This window comes from Anaerocolumna jejuensis DSM 15929 (assembly GCF_900142215.1).
In the GTDB taxonomy this organism is placed as follows: domain Bacteria; phylum Bacillota; class Clostridia; order Lachnospirales; family Lachnospiraceae; genus Anaerocolumna; species Anaerocolumna jejuensis.
In genome coordinates, this window is sequence record NZ_FRAC01000015.1 from 129,377 (window position 1) to 149,038 (window position 19,662).

At 36.6% G+C, this 19,662-nt stretch carries 17 protein-coding genes and 1 tRNA gene; 6 read left to right on the forward strand and 12 right to left on the reverse strand.

Going from position 1 to position 19,662, the window contains the following annotated elements; all coding sequences use genetic code 11:
- The first annotated feature begins 169 nt into the window (after window positions 1-169).
- The gene (locus tag BUB77_RS15470) at window positions 170-811 is read left to right on the forward strand and encodes an epoxyqueuosine reductase QueH (protein WP_139241198.1); all 642 of its coding nucleotides are present in this window, start codon (window positions 170-172) and stop codon (window positions 809-811) included.
- 345 nt (window positions 812-1,156) lie between these two features.
- Window positions 1,157-1,807 (forward strand): hypothetical protein, encoded by a 651-nt coding sequence (locus BUB77_RS15475; RefSeq protein WP_073277510.1) that lies wholly within the window; start codon window positions 1,157-1,159, stop codon window positions 1,805-1,807.
- Between the two features lie 217 nt (window positions 1,808-2,024).
- Here BUB77_RS15475 and BUB77_RS15480 read toward each other — a convergent pair whose 3' ends face one another.
- Both BUB77_RS15480 and BUB77_RS15485 read right to left on the reverse strand, forming a co-directional pair.
- Entirely contained in the window at window positions 2,025-3,176 is a 1,152-nt protein-coding gene (locus BUB77_RS15480; protein WP_084124305.1) for a Gfo/Idh/MocA family protein, read from the reverse strand.
- Between the two features lie 28 nt (window positions 3,177-3,204).
- Window positions 3,205-4,023 (reverse strand): sugar phosphate isomerase/epimerase family protein, encoded by an 819-nt coding sequence (locus BUB77_RS15485; RefSeq protein ID WP_073277512.1) that lies wholly within the window; start codon window positions 4,021-4,023, stop codon window positions 3,205-3,207.
- 355 nt (window positions 4,024-4,378) lie between these two features.
- Between BUB77_RS15485 and BUB77_RS15490 the strand changes: the two genes are divergently transcribed.
- Window positions 4,379-5,185, forward strand: coding sequence for a helix-turn-helix transcriptional regulator (locus BUB77_RS15490; RefSeq protein WP_073277514.1), 807 nt, complete (start codon window positions 4,379-4,381; stop codon window positions 5,183-5,185).
- 569 nt (window positions 5,186-5,754) lie between these two features.
- Here BUB77_RS15490 and BUB77_RS15495 read toward each other — a convergent pair.
- The 3 genes from BUB77_RS15495 to BUB77_RS15505 form a co-directional block, all read right to left on the reverse strand.
- Window positions 5,755-6,036 (reverse strand): hypothetical protein, encoded by a 282-nt coding sequence (locus tag BUB77_RS15495; RefSeq protein WP_073277516.1) that lies wholly within the window; start codon window positions 6,034-6,036, stop codon window positions 5,755-5,757.
- A gap of 79 nt (window positions 6,037-6,115) precedes the next feature.
- Complete coding sequence (locus BUB77_RS15500) at window positions 6,116-6,703, reverse strand: hypothetical protein (RefSeq protein WP_242962528.1); 588 nt, start codon at window positions 6,701-6,703, stop codon at window positions 6,116-6,118.
- A 7-nt stretch (window positions 6,704-6,710) separates the two neighbouring features.
- The gene (locus tag BUB77_RS15505) at window positions 6,711-8,009 is read right to left on the reverse strand and encodes a deoxyguanosinetriphosphate triphosphohydrolase family protein (protein ID WP_073277518.1); all 1,299 of its coding nucleotides are present in this window, start codon (window positions 8,007-8,009) and stop codon (window positions 6,711-6,713) included.
- A 517-nt stretch (window positions 8,010-8,526) separates the two neighbouring features.
- Here BUB77_RS15505 and BUB77_RS29935 point away from each other — a divergent pair.
- The 3 genes from BUB77_RS29935 (at window position 8,527) to BUB77_RS31015 (ending at window position 11,032) form a co-directional block, all read left to right on the forward strand.
- A complete protein-coding gene (locus BUB77_RS29935) occupies window positions 8,527-8,685 on the forward strand; it encodes a hypothetical protein (protein WP_170866663.1) in 159 nt (52 codons plus the stop codon).
- Window positions 8,686-9,104: 419 nt separating this feature from the next.
- Complete coding sequence (locus BUB77_RS15510; protein WP_073277520.1) at window positions 9,105-10,172, forward strand: type I restriction endonuclease; 1,068 nt, start codon at window positions 9,105-9,107, stop codon at window positions 10,170-10,172.
- Between the two features lie 602 nt (window positions 10,173-10,774).
- The gene (locus tag BUB77_RS31015) at window positions 10,775-11,032 is read left to right on the forward strand and encodes a tyrosine-type recombinase/integrase (protein ID WP_073277522.1); all 258 of its coding nucleotides are present in this window, start codon (window positions 10,775-10,777) and stop codon (window positions 11,030-11,032) included.
- Between the two features lie 167 nt (window positions 11,033-11,199).
- On the opposite strand, the gene BUB77_RS15520 is transcribed toward BUB77_RS31015, so the two are convergent.
- The 7 genes from BUB77_RS15520 to essC all read right to left on the reverse strand — a co-directional run bounded on the left by BUB77_RS15520 (window position 11,200) and on the right by essC (window position 19,661).
- Window positions 11,200-11,272: transfer RNA gene (locus tag BUB77_RS15520), tRNA-Thr, on the reverse strand.
- Between the two features lie 10 nt (window positions 11,273-11,282).
- Window positions 11,283-11,915, reverse strand: a complete 633-nt coding sequence (gene sigH, locus BUB77_RS15525; protein WP_073277524.1) for an RNA polymerase sporulation sigma factor SigH — start codon at window positions 11,913-11,915, stop codon at window positions 11,283-11,285.
- 636 nt (window positions 11,916-12,551) lie between these two features.
- Window positions 12,552-12,839: a WXG100 family type VII secretion target gene (locus BUB77_RS15530; RefSeq protein ID WP_073277526.1), complete on the reverse strand. Its 288-nt coding sequence runs from the start codon at window positions 12,837-12,839 to the stop codon at window positions 12,552-12,554.
- A gap of 13 nt (window positions 12,840-12,852) precedes the next feature.
- Window positions 12,853-14,175 carry a tetratricopeptide repeat protein gene (locus BUB77_RS15535; protein ID WP_073277528.1) on the reverse strand — a complete coding sequence of 441 codons (1,323 nt, stop codon included), beginning with the start codon at window positions 14,173-14,175 and terminating at the stop codon, window positions 12,853-12,855.
- An 87-nt stretch (window positions 14,176-14,262) separates the two neighbouring features.
- A complete protein-coding gene (locus BUB77_RS15540) occupies window positions 14,263-14,775 on the reverse strand; it encodes a hypothetical protein (RefSeq protein WP_073277530.1) in 513 nt (170 codons plus the stop codon).
- A gap of 40 nt (window positions 14,776-14,815) precedes the next feature.
- Window positions 14,816-15,115 (reverse strand): WXG100 family type VII secretion target, encoded by a 300-nt coding sequence (locus tag BUB77_RS15545; RefSeq protein WP_073277532.1) that lies wholly within the window; start codon window positions 15,113-15,115, stop codon window positions 14,816-14,818.
- Between the two features lies 1 nt (window position 15,116).
- Window positions 15,117-19,661 (reverse strand): type VII secretion protein EssC, encoded by a 4,545-nt coding sequence (gene essC / locus BUB77_RS15550; RefSeq protein WP_073277534.1) that lies wholly within the window; start codon window positions 19,659-19,661, stop codon window positions 15,117-15,119.
- Window position 19,662: the final 1 nt, after the last annotated feature.

Genomic DNA, 19,662 nt, shown 5'->3' on the forward strand with positions numbered 1-19,662 from the left:
GAAATATGTCTTGCGTTTCACAGCAATATTATAATATAATATTCTGTAGAAAAAATCAAGAGGAATTTTCATATTTTTTAAAAAAATTTAAAAAGTATTATTAAGTAGAAAAAAACGCTGTAAAAACTGCCAAAATACTACAATTTAAGGCAGTATTGGAGGTATATCATTGGATATTGTAAGAAATTATCAAAAAGAATTGGAAAAAGTACTTTCTGACATCACTGCAAAAGGTATTACGCCAAGTCTTTTGCTGCATAGTTGCTGCGCGCCCTGCAGCAGCTACTGCCTGGAGTACTTAACTGATTACTTTCATGTTACCATATTTTATTATAACCCAAACATCTCTTACAAAGAGGAATACGACAGGCGGGTGCAGGAACAGATGCGCCTTATTAAGGCCTTGCCTGTTAAGAATCCCATTTCCTTCCTGGAAGGGAACTATGAGCCGGAGGCTTTTTATCAGATAGCAAAGGGTTTGGAAAACCAGCCTGAAGGCGGTGACCGGTGCTTTGCCTGCTATGAGCTTCGCCTGAAAGAGGCTGCCAAATGTGCAAAGGAGCATGGCTTTGATTACTTTACCACCACTCTTTCCATAAGTCCTCATAAGAATGCGGCTAAGCTAAATGAAATTGGTGAACAGGCAGCTTCCGAATATGGTGTATCCTATCTTAATTCAGACTTTAAAAAACGCAACGGATACAAACGCTCTATTGAGCTTTCCAGGGAATATGAGCTTTACCGGCAGGATTACTGCGGGTGTGTATATTCTAAGGTAAATGCCCAATCCCACCATGGAAGTGCTGAATAAATAATTGCGGATGCCAGCAGTTGTCATGGCATCTATTTGGTATTATCATGCTATCCAACTTGTGTTTTTATGGCATCCACTGTGTTGTACATCCAATTTGTGTTGTACATCCAATTTGCGTCTTGCCAAAGGGTGCATAATTATGTATAATATTACCTGCTGTGAATTATCCGCCTTTACAGTTATTCTTATAATAATATCACTTTATCATATATAATTAACAGAAAAACAATTCTACTTTCTGGTAAAGGCTGGAATAATGATTTGCAAATATATTATTCAATTTTACAAGGAATAATCCAGCTTCGGCTGATTATTAATAGAATTTATAGGGAGAAAAAACAAATGAAAAAGTTACTATTGATGCTGGTATTAACATCGGCTCTGATTTTATCTGCATGCGGCAGTAAAACTACGGGGAATAATGATTCTGACACTGGGAAAGCAAAATCAGTAACCAAGGTAGAAGGGAACGCCGAAAAAGAGGAGGATAAGGATTCATCTAAATCAGATGATTCCGGTAAAGTAGCTGTTGATAAAGGATTATTTGATGTTAAGCTGACAATTCCCGAATCCTTTGTAGAAGGACAGACACAGGATGAACTTGACAAGGTTTCTAAAGATAAAGGATATAAGTCAATTACCCTAAATGATGACGGCAGTGCAACTTATGTTATGACAAAAAAACAGCATAAGAAAATGATGGACGAAATGACGAATAACATTAATGACTCTATAAAGGAAATGATAGGTTCAGAAGATTATCCAAGTTTTAAAGACATTAAAGCAAATGATGATTTTACAAAATTTACAGTTAAAACTACCTCTACCGATTTGGATTTGAAAGAATCCTTTTCCACCATGGTGTTTTATACATTTGGCGGAATGTACAATGTTTTTAACGGTTCGGAAGCAGATAATATAGCAGTAACTTTTGTGAATGCTGATACCGGAAAGACTATTTCCACTTCAAATTCATCCGATATGGAAGAGTAAGCCATACATATAGCAGGAAAAAACGCGGTGTAAATGCATCGAAAGAATGCAGCCGCATATACCAGAAAATCGCCAAAGGCAAGAACCACATACACAGTGTCAGAAAGGAGGCAGATGAAATAATCATCTGCCTCCTGCTTTATACTATTAAATAATTCAGGTGTCATAAACCAGTGCCATGTTTATTGAGATTAGCATATGGCACCCGAATCATTCATCAGATAATATCAGGAATTTTAATCTCTATTTCATGTCCAAGCTCGGAAGACTTTACAATACCGTCAAGTATGGCCTGATTGTATAGTATCTGGCTGGATGGTACCGGTGCTTCCGTTCCATTTTTGATGGCATCGACAAAGGAACGCAGTTTTTTATAAAAAATACCGCCATTGCTTTCATCCTCAGGGCATAAGGGGATTTCTACTTCCACCTGCTTACCTGCAATATCCTTATACAGCTTCATAGGACCGCCTACTGTACCGTTCCAGCATTCTGTAGAAGGAATCCGGAGCGCACCCTCCGTACCCATGATGATGGTGTCACCGGGAGTGTCAATGTGCATTGCCCATGCAATTCTAAAATCCACGATAATTCCGCCTTCAAGGCGGATAAAAGCTGCGGCAAAATCATCTACATCAAATCTGGCAGCATCAGCAGGGTTATTGTACTTTGGATTTGTTCCAAAAAAGTTGGATTTATATCCTGAAACAGTAATTGGCTTTGGATAATCGATAGCATTCAGAACCATGTCAAGTGAATAGCAGCCAATGTCCCCTAAAGCGCCGATTCCTGCAGTACTCTCCTCAATGAAGGTACTGTTAGGAATACCGCGTCTGCGGCCGCCTCCTGTCTGGATATAATAAATCTGTCCCAGTTCTCCTGATTGAACGACCTTTTTGATCATCTTCATATTCTCATCCATACGGGGCTGAAAACCAATTGACAAGAGCTTGCCGCTGTGCTTTTCAGCCTTGATGATTTCAACCGCTTCATCCACCGTTACACACATGGGCTTTTCAAGGAGAACATTAATACCTTTGTTTAAGGCGTCAATGGTGCATTCTGCATGGGTCCTGTTATAGGTACAAACGCAAACGGCATCCAGTTCCTCTGCCTCCAGCATGGCTTTGTGGTCCGGATAACATTTCACCTCGGGCAATCCGTACTTTGTAAAGAATTTATGAGCCTTTCCGGGAATCAAATCGGCACCTGCAACAATCTGGACATCAGGAAGCTGCTTCAGACTTAAAACATGAGATTCTGCAATCCAGCCGGTTCCTATAATTCCAAATTTTAATTTCTTTGATGTATCTACTTCAGCTTCCGTGTCAGCTGGTGGTGCAAATTGACCTAGTACTGCATCAGACATATATAAATTTCCTCCTAATTATGCCTCATTATAATGTTTTTAAATAATCGATACTTGCTTTTGCGCACTCCAAAGGAGTTTTTCCCATAGAAGGTGCATCCTGTTCCACTACAACCCAGCTGGCACCGATATCCTTACAAGCCTTAAGTATTTCAGAAAAGTTCTGCACGCCATATCCTACAGGACGGAATTCAAAAGCCTTTGACTCCTCTTCCTTCTTTTCCTCTGTTATGCCTATGAGCTCATACATTTTGTCAGGCCTTTTGCCAGGCATCACAAAATCCTTTAGATGAACAACCGGTGAACGGCCAATATATTTCCGCAGATAATCTGACGGATTTTCACCTGCAACATTTACCCAGCAGGTATCCACTTCCGTTTTCAGCAAATCACTGGATACGCTGTTATAAAGAATATCCAGAGCATATTCACCATCAATTTTTTCAAACTCAAAATCATGATTATGATATAATAATACAAGCCCCGCATCATTGGCAGCTTTTCCGATTATCTTGGCGCCTTCAATAACTTCATTGAATTTATCGGCACCGGGACGGTATTCCGGTGTAAGGTAAGGAATTGCAATGTACTCACAGCCAATTTCGGCATATTCGCCTACCACCTTGGCAGGGTCTGCAATGAGGTCAACAAAGGGGACATGGGCAGATACGGGGAGTAAACCGATTTCTTTGAGTATCTGCTTAATCTCTGCCGGCTTATGGCCATAAAGTCCTGCAAATTCTACACCTTCATATCCAAGCGCTTTAATCTTCCTCAGCGTTCCTGAAAAGTCTTTTTCCAGTTCTTCACGAACGGAATAAAGCTGTATTGCTATTGGGAATGTCATAAGTAATTTCCTCCTCTATGAAATATAATGGACTATATTTGTATTTTAGGTCTTAAAATGCTATAATACAAGTCAAAATGGTAATGATATAGGACAGATATTGATATTTTGCATTTCTGTTCAATTTGCCGCTTAATTTTAATTTATTGATACCTAAATTTGATTCAAGTGTCTTAAGTCAATGCCATGTTTATTGAATGTATACTTGTGGTATAAAAATACACTCAGCTCCGTAAAAGTCACTTCATTGCATTTTTATACCCCAAATATACATAACCCTAATTTACATAAGCGAAAGCTGAGATTAACTTATAACACCCGAATCAAATTTCAAACCATAAGAGGGAACTTCGATATGAAATTTTTTTATGAAAACAAGGATTTATCTGTAGTTGCGCACTATGGAGTATGTCTGGCTTTCGACGCACATCTACACGGGCACATTGAACTGGTTTATATGATAGAAGGCCGCTCAAAAGCTTATGTAGATTCAATGGAGTATATTATAGAAGCCGGAGATATTTTAATAGTCTTTCCCAATAAAATTCATCAGTACCAGAGAATAGGCAATGAGAATTTCTTTCTCAGTATCTTTCCCCAGGACCTATGCCCCGAATTTCAGAATATTTTCAAATATAAGGTTCCCGTATCTCCTTTAATAAAAAATGCAGCCAGGAACAACAGGCTGCTGCCTCTCATGAAAAGTATTGCCAAAATCAACAAGGAAAAGACACAATTCCACGATGCTATTATCAGAGGATATTTTTTAATATTGCTCAGTGAGATATTCCAGATGATCCAATTTGAAGATGCCAGAGCCTCGGATACCGATACGGTGAAATCTATTCTAAATTATTGTGCCAAAAATTATACCAGGGAAGATATGCAGCTTGAATCCATATCCCGGGAGCTGCATATAAGCAAGTACTATGTTTCCCGCATTTTTTCCCAAAAATTACATATGAGCTTTAATGAGTATATTGGTATGCTGAGAATATCGGATGCCTGCAAATTTCTCGTGAATAAGGATATGAGTATCACTGAAATTGCCTATAGTGTGGGCTTTAATTCCACCCGGTCATTCAACCGGTCATTTTTAAAATTCACCGGCATGGCACCCAGACAGTACAGGCAGCTGCAATCCTTTGGGAATTTTGAATGAATAGTGTTGTTGAACTTTCAGACTTTTGGGGTTGCAAAAGAACTATCAGCTGATTTAAATAATTTCCGGACCAAATATAATTCCAAGACCAAATAATTTCCAGTCAAATATATTTTCCTGACCAAATATATTTTCCAGGCCAAATATATTCTCCAGACAAATATATTCTCCAGACAAATATATTCTCCAGACAAATATATCTTCCATTACAAATACAGATATTAGGCCATTATATTTGCTATATTTATAAGATTATATACCTTGAAAAGTTTTTATTGACTATTACAATAGTTATGTTATAATTCTTTATGAGGGGTGCCCAGTCTGCTATGGCTGGGTATTTTTATTGACAAAAACCTCATAACAGATCGTAATTTATTTCTTGTTGTTTTTGATATATATAGACCTTATCTTATTCCATATTATATCAGGAGAAGTCCCAACAAGACTTGGAATCCTATAAGAAAAATGATTATGAATCCCTATTTGTTTTGAGAACCCTCTAAGACTTCTCCCGCTTTTAAAATAAAAAAGCCTATAACCCACAGGTTATAAGCCGTAAAATACCACTATGATTTTTTTAACCTTTTCCAAACCTTTGTTATGGCCGAAAGTATTATATATACTATTAATACATTGATTATCAGAGCAAGTGCATTAACACTCATTGAACTGAAGGGTGTCCTTCCAATTGGCACATCATGTACAGATATAAATGGTATCGGATACCCAAATGATGTCTCAAAACCATCAGTGTGCCTATAAGGCAGTAAATAGGTACTAATTACTGTTAACCATGCCGACAAATTTAGTGTTTTCAAGTTTAGGCTTTTCAAATCAAGTTTTTTCATGCGCTCTCACCTCTTACAAATAATACCATGCAAGTATTATATTTGCAACCAGAAAGAGCCCCATAAGGATGCTTCATAATCAGACTGTACGCGCCTCATAGAATACTAAATATTTATCACCGGTTTTGTTTTTATTTATATCACTATTATAGGCAAAGCTCCATTCAACCAGAACACTTTTTCCTTCTATAAAAAAATCTCTGAACATATGTCTTAGCTTAGGGACAAAGTTGCACAATTCATTCATTTCAATAGATGTTAGAAAAGCTTCATTACCATCATACTCAATTCCCTGTTCAGAAATAAAAACAGTAACATCTCGCTCTGAGTAAGTGACTAAATTCCACAAATCATCTTTAACAGCTTCAATTACTACTTTATCCTTATAAACGTTCATTGTTCCACTTTTTTCTGCTATGAAAAAGGGATAATAAATCACGATTCCATTATCATCCAAATCATCCAGTGTTTTATCAGCGAATATTTTGGCCTCATGTGAATTACAGCCTATCAACCTAGGTAAGTTCAAGTCATCTCCGTGGAAAACAGCCGATCTAATTGTCCACAATAAGTTTTCATCCAGCAATGTATTCTTATTATATTCTTCCCAGGGCACAACAGGTAAAGAGGAGCTGCGTAACTCAAAAAAGCCCATTAATTTATTCATATTAGTCTCAACTTTCCTTTTTAGTAAATTTTTTATAGGTTGTTATTGCATATGAATCCATCATACCTGCTATATAGTCGCAAATTAATCTTTCCTGTAATTGTTCTTCATTTATTAATTTTTCTCTTTGTCTTTCTTCCATTTCCTTAATTACGTAAGATGCACGGTACTCAGGAGGTAAATACATCCTATTCTTCCTATAAGTATCAACCAAAAAATCAATTATTTCATTGCCTTGCTGTTCATAATGATATACTTCATCATTATGATTAATGCACTTAAATGTAATCTTCTTTAGCCCTTCGGCCAGATTACTATAATTTACAAAGCCCAATTCTCTTGGCCACATAGTACCGGTCGCATTAATAAATTCCTGATCAACCTCTATAAGCCCTATATCGTGTATCAATAAATTTATAAGGCTTGATGTAAGTTCTTGACGGAAAAGTTTCGTATAGTCAGATGAATCGATATTTGCATAGTCCCTGCTATCTCTGCAAGCGTCAACTATCTCTTTCAGCTTTTCATAAGATTTTAAATCTTTTTCAGCATATGCCGAATAAAAGTCATGTAAAATTTCATCAATAGTAAAGCATTTAAGTCTCAATCCATCTTCTAAATCATGTGCAGCATAAGCTATTTCATCAGCCAAATCCACAATTTGCACATCTAGTGTCCTTACTTTATAATCATTCTTAGCTAAAAATTCATTAAGAAAATCAAAGTCTTCATCATAAATAAACTTCTGTTTCTCATCTCTTTTAGCCTTATCGAATTTCTTGTTATATTTAACTACGCTAAAAAGAGTTCTATACGTTAGATTAAGACCCCTGAAATCTGGCTTCTTTTTCTCTATATTTGTCAATATTCTTAAAGTCTGTGCATTGCCTTCGAATCCACCAATCTCACTAAATATACGATTGAGCTTAGTCTCACCAGAATGTCCAAACGGAGGATTTCCTAAATCATGTGCTAAGGCTCCAGCCTCAACTACATAAATTTCTGATATATCATATTTTAATTCAAATGCTATAGATCTAGCAATTTGAGATACCTCTAAACTGTGTGTTAATCTATTTCTAAAAAACTGATCTTCTCTAATTCCTAATAATTGCATTTTCCCTTGCAATCTTCTGAATGAAGATGAATACATAATCCTTGAAAAATCTCTTTGAAAAGGACCCTCTGCCCTATAACGTGTTTTTTCACTATAGAAATGACTGGCAAAAGGCTCCTGCAATAATTGGTTTTTGTAAATACGATTAATTTCTGTTGCTTGCTCGTTCAAATAATCTCTTTCTTCCATTTTTATGCTCCCCCAATGTTTTTATAATTATATATCATTTTACATTTTTCATCAATATAAAAAGGCATCTATTGACTTTGATAAGCGTCATATCTTAGAATGTTAATCCTTCACTTATTACTGTTACCTTACCTTTACTGGAAACCTTTGTAATTGATGGAGCATATACCGACTGTGTTACATTTGGGTAATTAAGAGATAAAAATAATTATTGACTATTTCAATAGTTATGTTATAATACTTAATAGAGGGGAATACCCGGTTTGCTATGGCCGGGTATTTTTTATTGAAAATTTTCATGGCAGGTCATAATGAAGGTATAAATTCGCGTCTTTTAATTTTATTGAGGATACTATATGAATGTAAAAAAATGATTTAACTGTTCCTATTAAAGTAAAATGAAAATTTTCACTTATTACTTGTCCTATTTCTTACTTTACCACTTTCTTTCTTGGTTTTTATGGTATAATCTTCTTACAGGCTATCGGCTGAGTACAAGAGAAAGGAATAAATACTTATGGGGAAATCAGATAAAGAACTTGCTGTAGAACTCGTTATTGCCCAAATCCAAGCAACATCTGTAATAAAGCATGCAGGCCATGTTCTAAAGTCTGAAACTGTAACAAATTTAATAACAACTTATTACAATGCCTTGCATTCGCTTGATGATAACTAAACAGCTATGTTGTACATAATACTTGTTATAGTTGCCAAGTCTTCATTCAGATTGCTTATTGATATCTCCGCTTATAGTTTTCCGGCTATTGGCGGAGTATTCGATAGGCTTCTATCGCAATCCTACTCTTCCTCCTTTCCAATATAAAAAATATTATTACAAATATCATACACTATTGAGGAGGAATCTATAATACAAGGATAATAGAGACAGCGAATAAATACTTATATCTCTATTTGCATCATTTTTAGTTTATTTTCCATCGCTCAAATACATTAAAATCGTAAAATCCATTCCATATATTGACATAACATAATGATTGTTTCATACTATTCTTATACTAATTTTAAAAATTACAACATAACAAATGCAACTCAAATGAGTTCATTATAAATAACTTATGAAAAGGGGAAAATGCTATGGATTTTATTGATGAAGTAAGACAATTTTCAGCAAGGGTTCAAAAACTAAAAGATCAGATACCTACAGAGGAAGCTACCAAAATGTCTTTAGTTGTTCCGTTTTTTCAGATGCTTGGTTATGATGTTTTTAATCCTGATGAATTTTTACCTGAATTCACCGCCGATGTAGGCATTAAAAAGGGTGAAAAAGTTGACTATGCCATAATGAAAGACGGCGCCCCTGTTATACTAATTGAATGCAAGTGGTGTGGTGAAAATTTAGACAAGCACAGCTCGCAGCTATTTAGATACTTTGGTACCTCCAAAGCAAAATTCGGTATCCTTACAAATGGCTTAAACTATAATTTCTATACTGATTTAGATGAATCCAATAAAATGGACTTAATTCCTTTTTTAGAATTTGATATACTTAATATTAAACCCAATCTTGTTGCAGAATTAAAAAAATTCAGCAGGGATTCCTTTGATGTGGAGAATATATTTAGTACTGCATCAGAATTAAAATATTCTAAAGCTGTGAAAAACCTATTCGCCAATCAATTGAAAGAGCCTACTGATGATTTTATTAAATACTTTTTATCAAGTGTATATGATGGAGTTAAGACACAAAATGTAGTTGATAAATTCAGAGGAATTATCAAAAAATCCCTCAACGATTACATAAGTGAAATGATGAATGATAAAATTTCATCAGCACTGAAAAATGAAAATGAAACGGCTGTTACCATTGAAGAACCAGTAGAGTCTAAGGAAAATATAGAGATAACAAAAATTCATACAACTGATGAAGAAATAGAGTGCTTTTACATAATCAAGAGTATTTTAAACGGTACCATAAGTCCCGAAAATATAACATATAAGGATAATGAAAGATACTTCTCTGTATTATATAAGGGAAATATTCGTAAGACAATTTGCAGAGTGAACCTTGATACTAAAAAGAAGCAAATAATGATACCCGATGAAAATAAGGAATTTATCCGTACATATATTGACTCAATTAATGATATTTATGCATTTAAGGATATACTCATAAAATCGGTTTCGATGTATGTTGAAAATTAGCAACATGTTTTAGCTTCTTATATGTCTTCTACTTCATTGACGATATAATATGCTTAACCAGGCAGCCGGTAGGACGGTCATGCCATCCGTTTCAAGTCTTGCGAAAGGGGTGGTGCTAATGTACATTACATATGGTGACTTATTCACATTTGTAATTATGCTTGTAGCTATCATTACACTCGTTAGAGATAACAAGCACAAAAAATAGCCGTCCTGGACTCCGCTAAAAGTTAGGACGGCTATTTTGTAGTTAACCAAATAATTTTACCGGGACGGATAGATTGGAGCTATCCTCCGGCTGTCTTGCTAAGCATATTATATCCTAAAATACATACTAAGTCAACAAAGTTAAAACCGTCCCTGCGTCAACAGGAACGACTTAAATAAATACTATATTAGCATGAGCCTATACAATACACTCACCTAATTACAGTCAGCAACGGCTATGATGTAACCGATAAGTAGCTCAAGGAGAACACCACCTCCACACCTGATGCATACATGACAGAGAAACAATAAAAAAACTTGGAAGATTTCGTATATGATTTAGAAAGAAGAATTAAAAACGGTAAGTTTGTATCTAGTGAAAAGATCACCTACAGATGAATATATCCACACCATATCTAACTTTCAAAAATATTATCCACAAATACAATGCTACCATTGAGGATAAGTCCTTGAAAATGTCAAACATATCGCTACTGCATGGACTCCGACACACTTCCACTACTCTGCTAATAACTGATAATGCTGATGTAAGAACAGTTTCGGTCAGATTGGGACATGCACAGACCAGTACCACCATGGACATATACACTCACAGCCTTAAAAAGTCAAATAAAAGGCAGCTTCTTCATTGAAAAATTTTTTAATAAAAGAGCTTAATTCTCTGGAACGTATTGTTATAGTGCGTACTATTTTTGCACACACAAATCCCAAATAGGCCCCCAGGCGCTAAAAAAAGCACCCTTTACTGGATGCCTTTTCTCTTTCGCACTAAGCCTTGATCTAACTAGCTTTTCTTGAGAGCTCCCGACGAGACTTGAACTCGAGACCTTTACCTTACCAAGGTAACGCTCTACCGACTGAGCTACGGGGGCATTTATTGAATTAATACAGTTCCTTTAAAACCATGGTTAGTTTTAAACGAATCCGTTGCAGTGCATTATCAATTGACTTGGGTTCTTTCTTTAATTTGTCTGCTATCTGAAGGTAAGAATAATCATGCAAATATAAATCCAAAACTGATTTTTCAAACTGACTTAAATGCCTTACGAGTTCATATTCTAACATACTAGTACTCTCTTTGTCAATAACTAATTCTTCAGGATTTGAAATTTTATTCTGAATAACGACATCAGCAAGGGTCTCTTTATCCTCAAAATCAGCATTTTCACTGTATGCGGGAGTATATAATGACACATATGTATTTAAGGGGATATTTTTCTTACGGTTGGAAGCCTTTATGGCAGAATACATTTGCCTGGAGCTGCAAAGGTCTGCAAAGCTGTAAAAAGTGCTGTCTTTCTCCGGACTATAATCTCTGATTGCCTTATATAAGCCTATCATACCTTCCTGGATTAGATCTTCTTTATCACCGCCGATTAAAAACAATGCCTTTGCTTTGTTTTTAACAAGATTCTTGTACTTTGTAAGCATATAGTCCATGGCATAGGAATTACCTCCGCGGATCAAAGCTATGATTTCCTCATCACTCTTTTGCTCCAGTTTCTTATCAGGCATTTTATCTTAACCCCCTGGTCTGTTTGAAAATGTCTAAATTAGCTTGTGATAGCAACTTTGTATCCAGTGTAGCACAGGATATAGGAAATAGCAACTGGATAAAATCCGTACCCAAAAAGGACATTCTTCTTATGCCCTTCTCCTTTTGAATTGTTAATGTATTTTAACGCCTATCTATGAATTGTTATTGAATTTTTACGTGCTTTAACACAGCTATCTATGAATTATTATTGAATTTTACGTACTTTAACACACCTACCATGAATTGTTATTGAACTTTAAAATACTTTATCATACCTATCATGAATTGTTATTGAACTGTAAAGTACTTTACCATACCTATCATGAATTGTTATTGAACTGTAAAGTACCTTAACATACCTGCTTATATCATCCTGTTTTATATCTCTCCTTTAATTGAACACATAGGCTTTCCTTACCATTCTTCCGGAATTTCTTCATGTCATGTAAGGCAGACGAAAATACATTTCAAGCTGAAAATACATCTCAAGTTGAAAATGCATCTAATCATACTGTCTCTATAGAAGATAATAAAGCTGCCATTTGACCGATCCTATGCCGGTATCCCTTTCCAATTACTGTTTTATAAATTTATTGAATAGTCCCATAAATCCATTAGCGCAGCTTAATTTTATCCGCCGTATCAAAGACAGTTTGATATTTGTTATCGGCTATATTTATATTATCTGACATATGCTGGATTACTTCGATATAATCTGTGATATTCTTTTCCCATTCATTATCATATTTTTTAAAAAATTCATCCCCGGCTGACGAGTCCCAGCCTTCTTTTATTCCATTTACTGCCGTTGATAATTTTGTTTTTAAATCTCTCATCCGCTGTGACTGCTCCTGATAGGTTGCCTTTGCCTTTTTCAGCGATTCTTCATTAACTTTTAGCATGGTACCCCTCCTTTTATTCTCCGTTTGCAGGCAATAATGCAGTAATTCCGCCTAAACTGCGTGATTTTGCCCTGGCCTCCTTAGCCTCTTCCTCTCTGCCCATTTCGGAAAGCAGCATTTCACGGATTGCATAAAATTCCGCAGAATCATCCTTGACTTTAATGATATAATCGGAGAGTTCCAAAGCCTTATCATACATTTTCAAATCTTTCAGGCATAATATCCGAAAAAAATAGGCATCTAAGTGGTGCGGATACTCCAGTGAATGACTGCGCAATTTTTCAACTCCCACCTGATACAGCTCTTTCGACTCTTTTTCCCTTTGCAGCTTTTGTAAACAATAAGGCTCATAATAGTAAGCCGCCAGTGTATAATATCCCGTCTCTTCTATACCTTTTAGGGATTTCGCACAGTCCAATGCCTTTTCATAATCTTCTATACTGATATAGCAATTTAATAGAAAATACTCTGCTGCCGGATCGCTTTCAGGAGGAACTTTTTCATTTGATGCTTCTTTGGCTTTTATTAAATTACTAATCGTTTCCTGCATATTGCCTTTCAGGGCATAGATTCGCGCTCGCTCTATGGCAGCCTCCCGCTTATCTAATCCATTACCTATTCTGCCTTCTTCCGCTTCCAGCACTTCCAGCGCCTCATCAAACCGGTTTAAATCAGCATATAGGTTCGCCTGGTCAAGGACAAAGCCGGAGTCTTCCGGAAAAATTCTTCTCACTTCTTCTACGGCAGCCAGAGATTTATCATATTCTTCCATGTCACTGTACAGCCTGATTTTCATATGATAGCCTTCAAAATAATCGGGACATTCCAATGTCATCTCCTCTAAGGCTTGGACTGCCTCATGATATTTTTTCTGTTTTATGTATAATTGCGCTTTTCTCAGCCGAATCTCTCCCCGTAAAGGTGCCTTTATGATTGCTTTAGAATAATTTCTAAGGGCTAAAATATCCTCTCCCTCCTCTTCATATACGATTCCCAGATTATAATATAGCTGGGATTCATCATACCCTTTAGCAATTGCCTGATTGTAATACTGAATTCCTTTTACCTTTTCGTTTTTAAGAAAGTTTATATTTCCCAGGTGAAAATATATGTTACCTTCTTCGCTATTTACCTTAAGTGCCTTTAAAAATGAATCTTCTGCTTGTCCATACTGCTCCATGTTGGTATATGCAATTCCCATACCAATATAAACCACTGAACTAAAGGGATTCTCCTGTTCTGCTTTTTTAAAATATTGCAGAGAATATTCATCCTTTCCATTTTCAAGCAGTACCTCTCCCTGCTTTAGGTATTCCGTTGCCAGCATTTCATTCATATTTCTTTATTCCTTTCAAATGTGTTGATTTACATGATTGCCTTTCATTCATGCGAAGCTTAACTACTGCACCGGGCAGATACAGGCTTATCTGGAAGAAGCTTTCGAAGCTGCAAGACTTCTTGCTTCTTCCCGTCTTTCTTCTTCCCTTCGTTCAGCTTCCCTTCTCTCTTCTTCAAGCCTTCTCTCTTCCTCCCGGATAGCTTCTTCCGTTTCGGAGATATGGTTTTTTAAACTTACGATTTGGGCTTCCAGTTCTGCTATTTTATTTTCAACAACTGATTTTTCTCCCATTAGACTGGCTTTTGCAGAAGATAGCTTGGAATCGGAATTCGGTTCCGGTTCCCGTTCATTACTAACATCTCTTGAACTTTGTGCCATATTTCTGCTTCCTTTAATCCCAGCTATAATCTTATCCGATGTGCTTCTGGCATAGCCTGAGATATCGCTTGCATAATCATCAAAGCTCCTATTTAAAACTGACAAAATATTTTTGATATCACTCAGCCTTTTTTTCTGTATTTTCAGCTCATCCTCTGCCTTTTTCAGATTTTGCCTGTACATAGAAAGTGCACTATTTAAATAGCTTAAACTACTCATACCAGTTCCTCCCTCCCCTAAGCAGGTTCAGTTAAATTTTTCAACGTGTCATTTTTTTATTTAATGCCTCATCTGAAGATATATAAGCACTCAAACCATCAACCAATGCGTTGTATAATTCATATAAAATGTCTTCAATATCTTTTAATTGTATGTAAATAGCCTCATAATCTTTTTCAAATGCATTTCTTCCTTTTCCGCTCCAATCCAGAAATAAATTCGTTGTAGCCAGCTTTACTGTTGTACGGATATTGTTATATTCCTTTACGCCTTCACTGAAAGCCTTGATAGCCGCATCCATTTTACTGGTATCCAGTTTTCTTATAACCGATTCACTCATACTAAATCTCCCCCTTTCCATTTATGACTTTTTGCTTTTGCACTCCTTTTTCTGTTACAAAATAAGAATCACCCAGCTCAATTTCTTTCTTATATTGCCTTAAAACCATAGTCGGTAATTCTAAAAACTTGAGATTTGACAAGTCCTCAAACACAAAAATATTTTTATTATCCTTAATCATTTTAAGCAGCTCGGAGGCTCCATAGGCAACAGGAGCATTTTCCACATCTGAAAATATAAAACACACCTTAAGCTGCCGGTAATTTTTTAGAATGTCTTTTAATAGTTCCAGGGAATCTTTATTGATACCATTGGCACCATAGATACCGTTGTTTTTTATTACCCCAAGCAGCAGCGGTTTTTCCTGTATTGCCTCCATTCCGCTTTCCATAAGCAGTTCCGCTCTTTCCTGCAGTTCTGAATTGATTTCTTCCAGAATCAGATCAAAGTCGTTAAAGTCCACCGTATATTTTTCTACAAGGCCGGATGCTTTCAGAGAACTTAACCGTTTCTGGTAATCATCCACTATGTAAGCCTTAACCGGAAATTCAAACATTCCTTGTCTGAGGTAATGGAAGATAACCTGCAATAAATTGGTTTTCCCGCTTCCATCTCTACCGGTTATACTAAGTAACTGCATTTTTAAGAGATCTATAAAATTCAGCTCAACGGTATCATAGTCGATACCAATAGGAACGCAATAGGATTTCGTATGGCTATATTTCAGATTCTTTATGATATATTCATAATTCAAACGCTGAGGCACTTCAGGAATCCGTCTTGCATAAACCTCTGTGTACCGTTGATTGATTTTTTTCAGATACTCTTTGATTTCTTCAACTCTGTCGATTTCCTTCTCTCCCTGAAAGGCAAGATAAGTTTGAAATTCATAGATATTTTTATTGATCTCTACAAGGCCTCTGCCAGGTACATTTTTAGGCTGCACCCTGCACTTATCAAACAAAGCACCATATTCATCTGCCGTGTTACAGTACAGACAGATGCGGTTTGGAAAATTACTCATATATTTATAGCTGATTCCATTGGTTTGTTTTGTGGTAATAATTAAACTGATTCCTACGGAATTTCCTTCCCTGCAAATGTTAAGAATGTTATCTTCATATTCCGGATACAGCTCTTTAAAAGCAAGGAAATTATCTATCATTACAATAATGTTGGTCATATCCGTATAGCCTGCCTCTTTATAAGAACTAAAGGAGGTGATGCCGATTTTGGAGAATCGCTCTTTTCTTTCCTTGATTTCCGTATTCAGCATTCTCATCAGATTTTTTAACCTTTCATCATCGGAAGCCAGGATTACTCCGCCAAGATGGTTCAAGCCTTCAAAGACACTTAATGCCATAGAGCCAAAATCCAGGATATAAAGAGCTGTCTCCTCCGGTGAATACCTGTCTGCGACCCCGCGTATAATCGTCTGCAGCAAACAGGTCTTTCCAAACTGGGAAGCACCAAGTATAAAGGTATTCCCGCTCTGAATATCCAAGGATACTTCCAGCTGCTGCTGATTATTCGGGTCATCATAAATTCCCAGTCTCACGACTGTCTGCAGGTCCTCTTTCACATATGCTGTATCTTCATAATTAATAACATCAGCCAGCGGAGGCATACAGATTCCCGGGAGCTGCTCAATCTGCTTATCAATACAATAATTATGTATGAAATTCACGACTGCTTCTAATTGTGTCTCCGTTTGCTTATTAGCTGTTCCTTTTTTGCTCTTATAAACCGGGGTTCTTTTCCCGGACAAAGAGACCGTTGAAATGACATGTTCTTTTTTTGCCGCCGATTCATCCATATTAGTGGAAGCGCCGCTGTATGCTGACTGGAACAATTCAAATATTTCATTATTTCCGACCTGTAAATATGCTCTTCCCGGTTCTTTAATTTCGGCAGCTAAAGGAGTTTTTAAAACCTCATTACTATCTTCCTTGTTTTGTACCTTCAAACACATTTTGAATTTTGAATTGGACCATATCTGGGCATCCACGACACCGCTTGGTTTCTGGGTAGCTAAAATTAAATGGACACCAAGGCTGCGGCCTATTCTTGCCGCACTGATCAGCTCCTTCATAAATTCGGGCTGATCCATTTTTAATTCGGCAAACTCGTCAACAATTAAAATAAGATGGGGTAAGGGTGTTTTCACTTCGCCCTTTTTATACATTTTTATATAGGCATCAATGTGGTTGACATTAGCTGCCGCAAAATATTCCTGACGCTTTCTAAGCTCTGCCTTGATCGATAACAGGGAGCGGTCAATCTCTCTGCCGTCAATATTGGTGATAGCCCCTATCAGATGGGGTAGATTTCTAAACTGGTTTACCATGCCGCCTCCTTTAAAGTCGATAATTACGAATCCGACTTCATAGGGATGAAACAGTGTTGCCATGGATAAGATATAGCTTTGCAGTATCTCACTTTTACCGGAGCCTGTAGTTCCGGCAACTAATCCATGGGGGCCATGGTTTTTTTCATTCAGATCCAAATAAACAATATCTTTTTTTACATTAATTCCAAGAGGTGCTGCCATAGATTTATAAATTTCAGATGTCGCCCACCTTTTATCAACCTCCAGATCCTCTACGGAAAGTATCCCCAGCAGTTCATATAAGGAAATATTCTTGGTAAGGGAGCCTTCCAAGCTAACTTCTTCACAATAAACGGGGGATAATTTCACTGCTATATCTAGGGCTGTGTTATCATCAATAAATTCATAGCTAAACTCATTTACCTTGGTAGAATCTGACTTGTCTATTAATTTTCCAAGCTGTTCGTTGCGGTTTAAAACTATGATATTCTGGCAGCCTAAGGGCAAAAGCTCTTTATATTCTTCAAAAAATAGAAAAGTAACCCCCAAGTCCTTTGCCTTTTCCACATACTGTGAAATGGGATGGCGTTTTATACCGATTTCGTTATAAACGAACACAACAATTCTCGGATTCATTTCTTCGGAATTTTCTCTTCTTGAAAGCTCTCTATAAAGGTATTCAAATAAAATATTCTTACTCTCCTCGTCGCATACGATATTCCGAATACCCAGGTCATCATTTTGCAGGTGGGGCAATAGGCGGACCCACTCCATATTCTTTGAGTAATCCTCTTCCATGATGAAAAACAGCTTTACATCACTATGATATTGCCTTATGCAAATGTCCAAAAGAATATTCTTACACAGCTCCCTGATGTATTTTTCTTCTCCGACAACACCTACGGCACTGCATTCCGTAAGCTTCAGGACAATAGGTGCATCCTTTAAGAGACGGAATTCTTCTGTAACCTGCTCCGGAATGTTGACCAGGGAATCTTCCGTTTCAAATCTTTCCTGCTTCTTATATTCAACCTGCCGGTTTGATTCTGTCGCTCCAATTCCAAGTATTACATCCAGGAAATCTGCATCTTCATAGCTTCTATTAAAGAGGTCCCCTGAAAAATCTTTTACCATATCTACCTCATTTTCAAGTGAGTAGTATGTATTGTTTCTAATTTGCAACTCCTCTTTTCTCTTAAACTCGATTTCAGCTTTTTTATTCTCTACGTATTTAAAATACATTTTTTTTCTGCCTTTAGTTGATGCTTTATAATCCTTGCTCTCATCTATAAAGCTATAAATTGAAGTTATAATACCCACTCCCATGGAACACACACTAAATATGACAAAGGAGCCTCCGCCGCCCATTACCCCACGTAAAACGACTGTTATTCCAAGGGTTGCAAATGCCGGCGCCAACGTCAGCATAATATTCCTCTTAGGCTTCTTAGGCTGCTCCGGCGGGTCCAGAATTGATATCTCTTCCGATGGAATCAAAGATATAATACGTGTATTTCTGTTAAACTTGGGATAGTCAAAATGGCTCTTGGCATCGCTGTGAATTGAATAAACCAATGAGGGAATCTCCAGGCTGCTTCTGGAAGATGTATAAAGCTTTCCAAATTTATAATAAAAGCTGAACCCAAGCAAAGAAAAAAAATCAAAATCTTTTACCTCGGCTTTTTGCCTTACCTTTAAACCATTTAAATACAGTCCATATTTTGTGCCATTATCAAGGATAAATAGTCCATCCTCTTCTTTGACAAGAGTTATAGAATCTGCTCCAATCAGCTCATCTTTTAACATAATATCACAATTATCGTTTCCGCCGATTTTTACCTGATTGCTATAACTGATATCTATTTCCTTCTCATAGTCCTTTTTCTCAAAATCAAAATCCATAACAAAGCTTATACGAAAGACTTCCTGGTTGGAATTCTGATACTTTATCATAAAATCATCACCATGAGACAATTCTTTGCTTACCAGCTTCATTATTCCATCGGCGGATATGTATATACTGTCGTCACATCGAATAATCCAGTTTCCATTGGTATTCATAAATGTAATCTCAAAATCTCCGAAGAATTTCTCTTTCCCCAATCGGATATCATTCTGTTTTAGCGTTCCTAAAGTAACTTTTTTGTGTTCTGCCGGCAGTTCAATTTCTTTATATATCCGCTTACTTAGAATTATTACCTTATATCGCTTGTCCACC

What these genes read in the sequence shown, in the direction of transcription:
- BUB77_RS15485 (WP_073277512.1), bottom strand. Translation starts at nt 4,023, where the DNA reads ATGACATTCCCAATAGCAATACAGCTTTATTCCGTTCGTGAAGAACTG.
- BUB77_RS15480 (WP_084124305.1), bottom strand. Translation starts at nt 3,176, where the DNA reads ATGTCTGATGCAGTACTAGGTCAATTTGCACCACCAGCTGACACGGAA.
- BUB77_RS15500 (WP_242962528.1), bottom strand. Translation starts at nt 6,703, where the DNA reads ATGAATAAATTAATGGGCTTTTTTGAGTTACGCAGCTCCTCTTTACCT.
- BUB77_RS15475 (WP_073277510.1), top strand. Translation starts at nt 1,157, where the DNA reads ATGAAAAAGTTACTATTGATGCTGGTATTAACATCGGCTCTGATTTTA.
- BUB77_RS15510 (WP_073277520.1), top strand. Translation starts at nt 9,105, where the DNA reads ATGGATTTTATTGATGAAGTAAGACAATTTTCAGCAAGGGTTCAAAAA.
- BUB77_RS29935 (WP_170866663.1), top strand. Translation starts at nt 8,527, where the DNA reads ATGGGGAAATCAGATAAAGAACTTGCTGTAGAACTCGTTATTGCCCAA.
- BUB77_RS15490 (WP_073277514.1), top strand. Translation starts at nt 4,379, where the DNA reads ATGAAATTTTTTTATGAAAACAAGGATTTATCTGTAGTTGCGCACTAT.
- BUB77_RS15545 (WP_073277532.1), bottom strand. Translation starts at nt 15,115, where the DNA reads ATGAGTGAATCGGTTATAAGAAAACTGGATACCAGTAAAATGGATGCG.
- BUB77_RS15530 (WP_073277526.1), bottom strand. Translation starts at nt 12,839, where the DNA reads ATGCTAAAAGTTAATGAAGAATCGCTGAAAAAGGCAAAGGCAACCTAT.
- BUB77_RS31015 (WP_073277522.1), top strand. Translation starts at nt 10,775, where the DNA reads ATGAATATATCCACACCATATCTAACTTTCAAAAATATTATCCACAAA.
- BUB77_RS15505 (WP_073277518.1), bottom strand. Translation starts at nt 8,009, where the DNA reads ATGGAAGAAAGAGATTATTTGAACGAGCAAGCAACAGAAATTAATCGT.
- BUB77_RS15535 (WP_073277528.1), bottom strand. Translation starts at nt 14,175, where the DNA reads ATGAATGAAATGCTGGCAACGGAATACCTAAAGCAGGGAGAGGTACTG.
- BUB77_RS15495 (WP_073277516.1), bottom strand. Translation starts at nt 6,036, where the DNA reads ATGAAAAAACTTGATTTGAAAAGCCTAAACTTGAAAACACTAAATTTG.
- sigH (WP_073277524.1), bottom strand. Translation starts at nt 11,915, where the DNA reads ATGCCTGATAAGAAACTGGAGCAAAAGAGTGATGAGGAAATCATAGCT.
- BUB77_RS15540 (WP_073277530.1), bottom strand. Translation starts at nt 14,775, where the DNA reads ATGAGTAGTTTAAGCTATTTAAATAGTGCACTTTCTATGTACAGGCAA.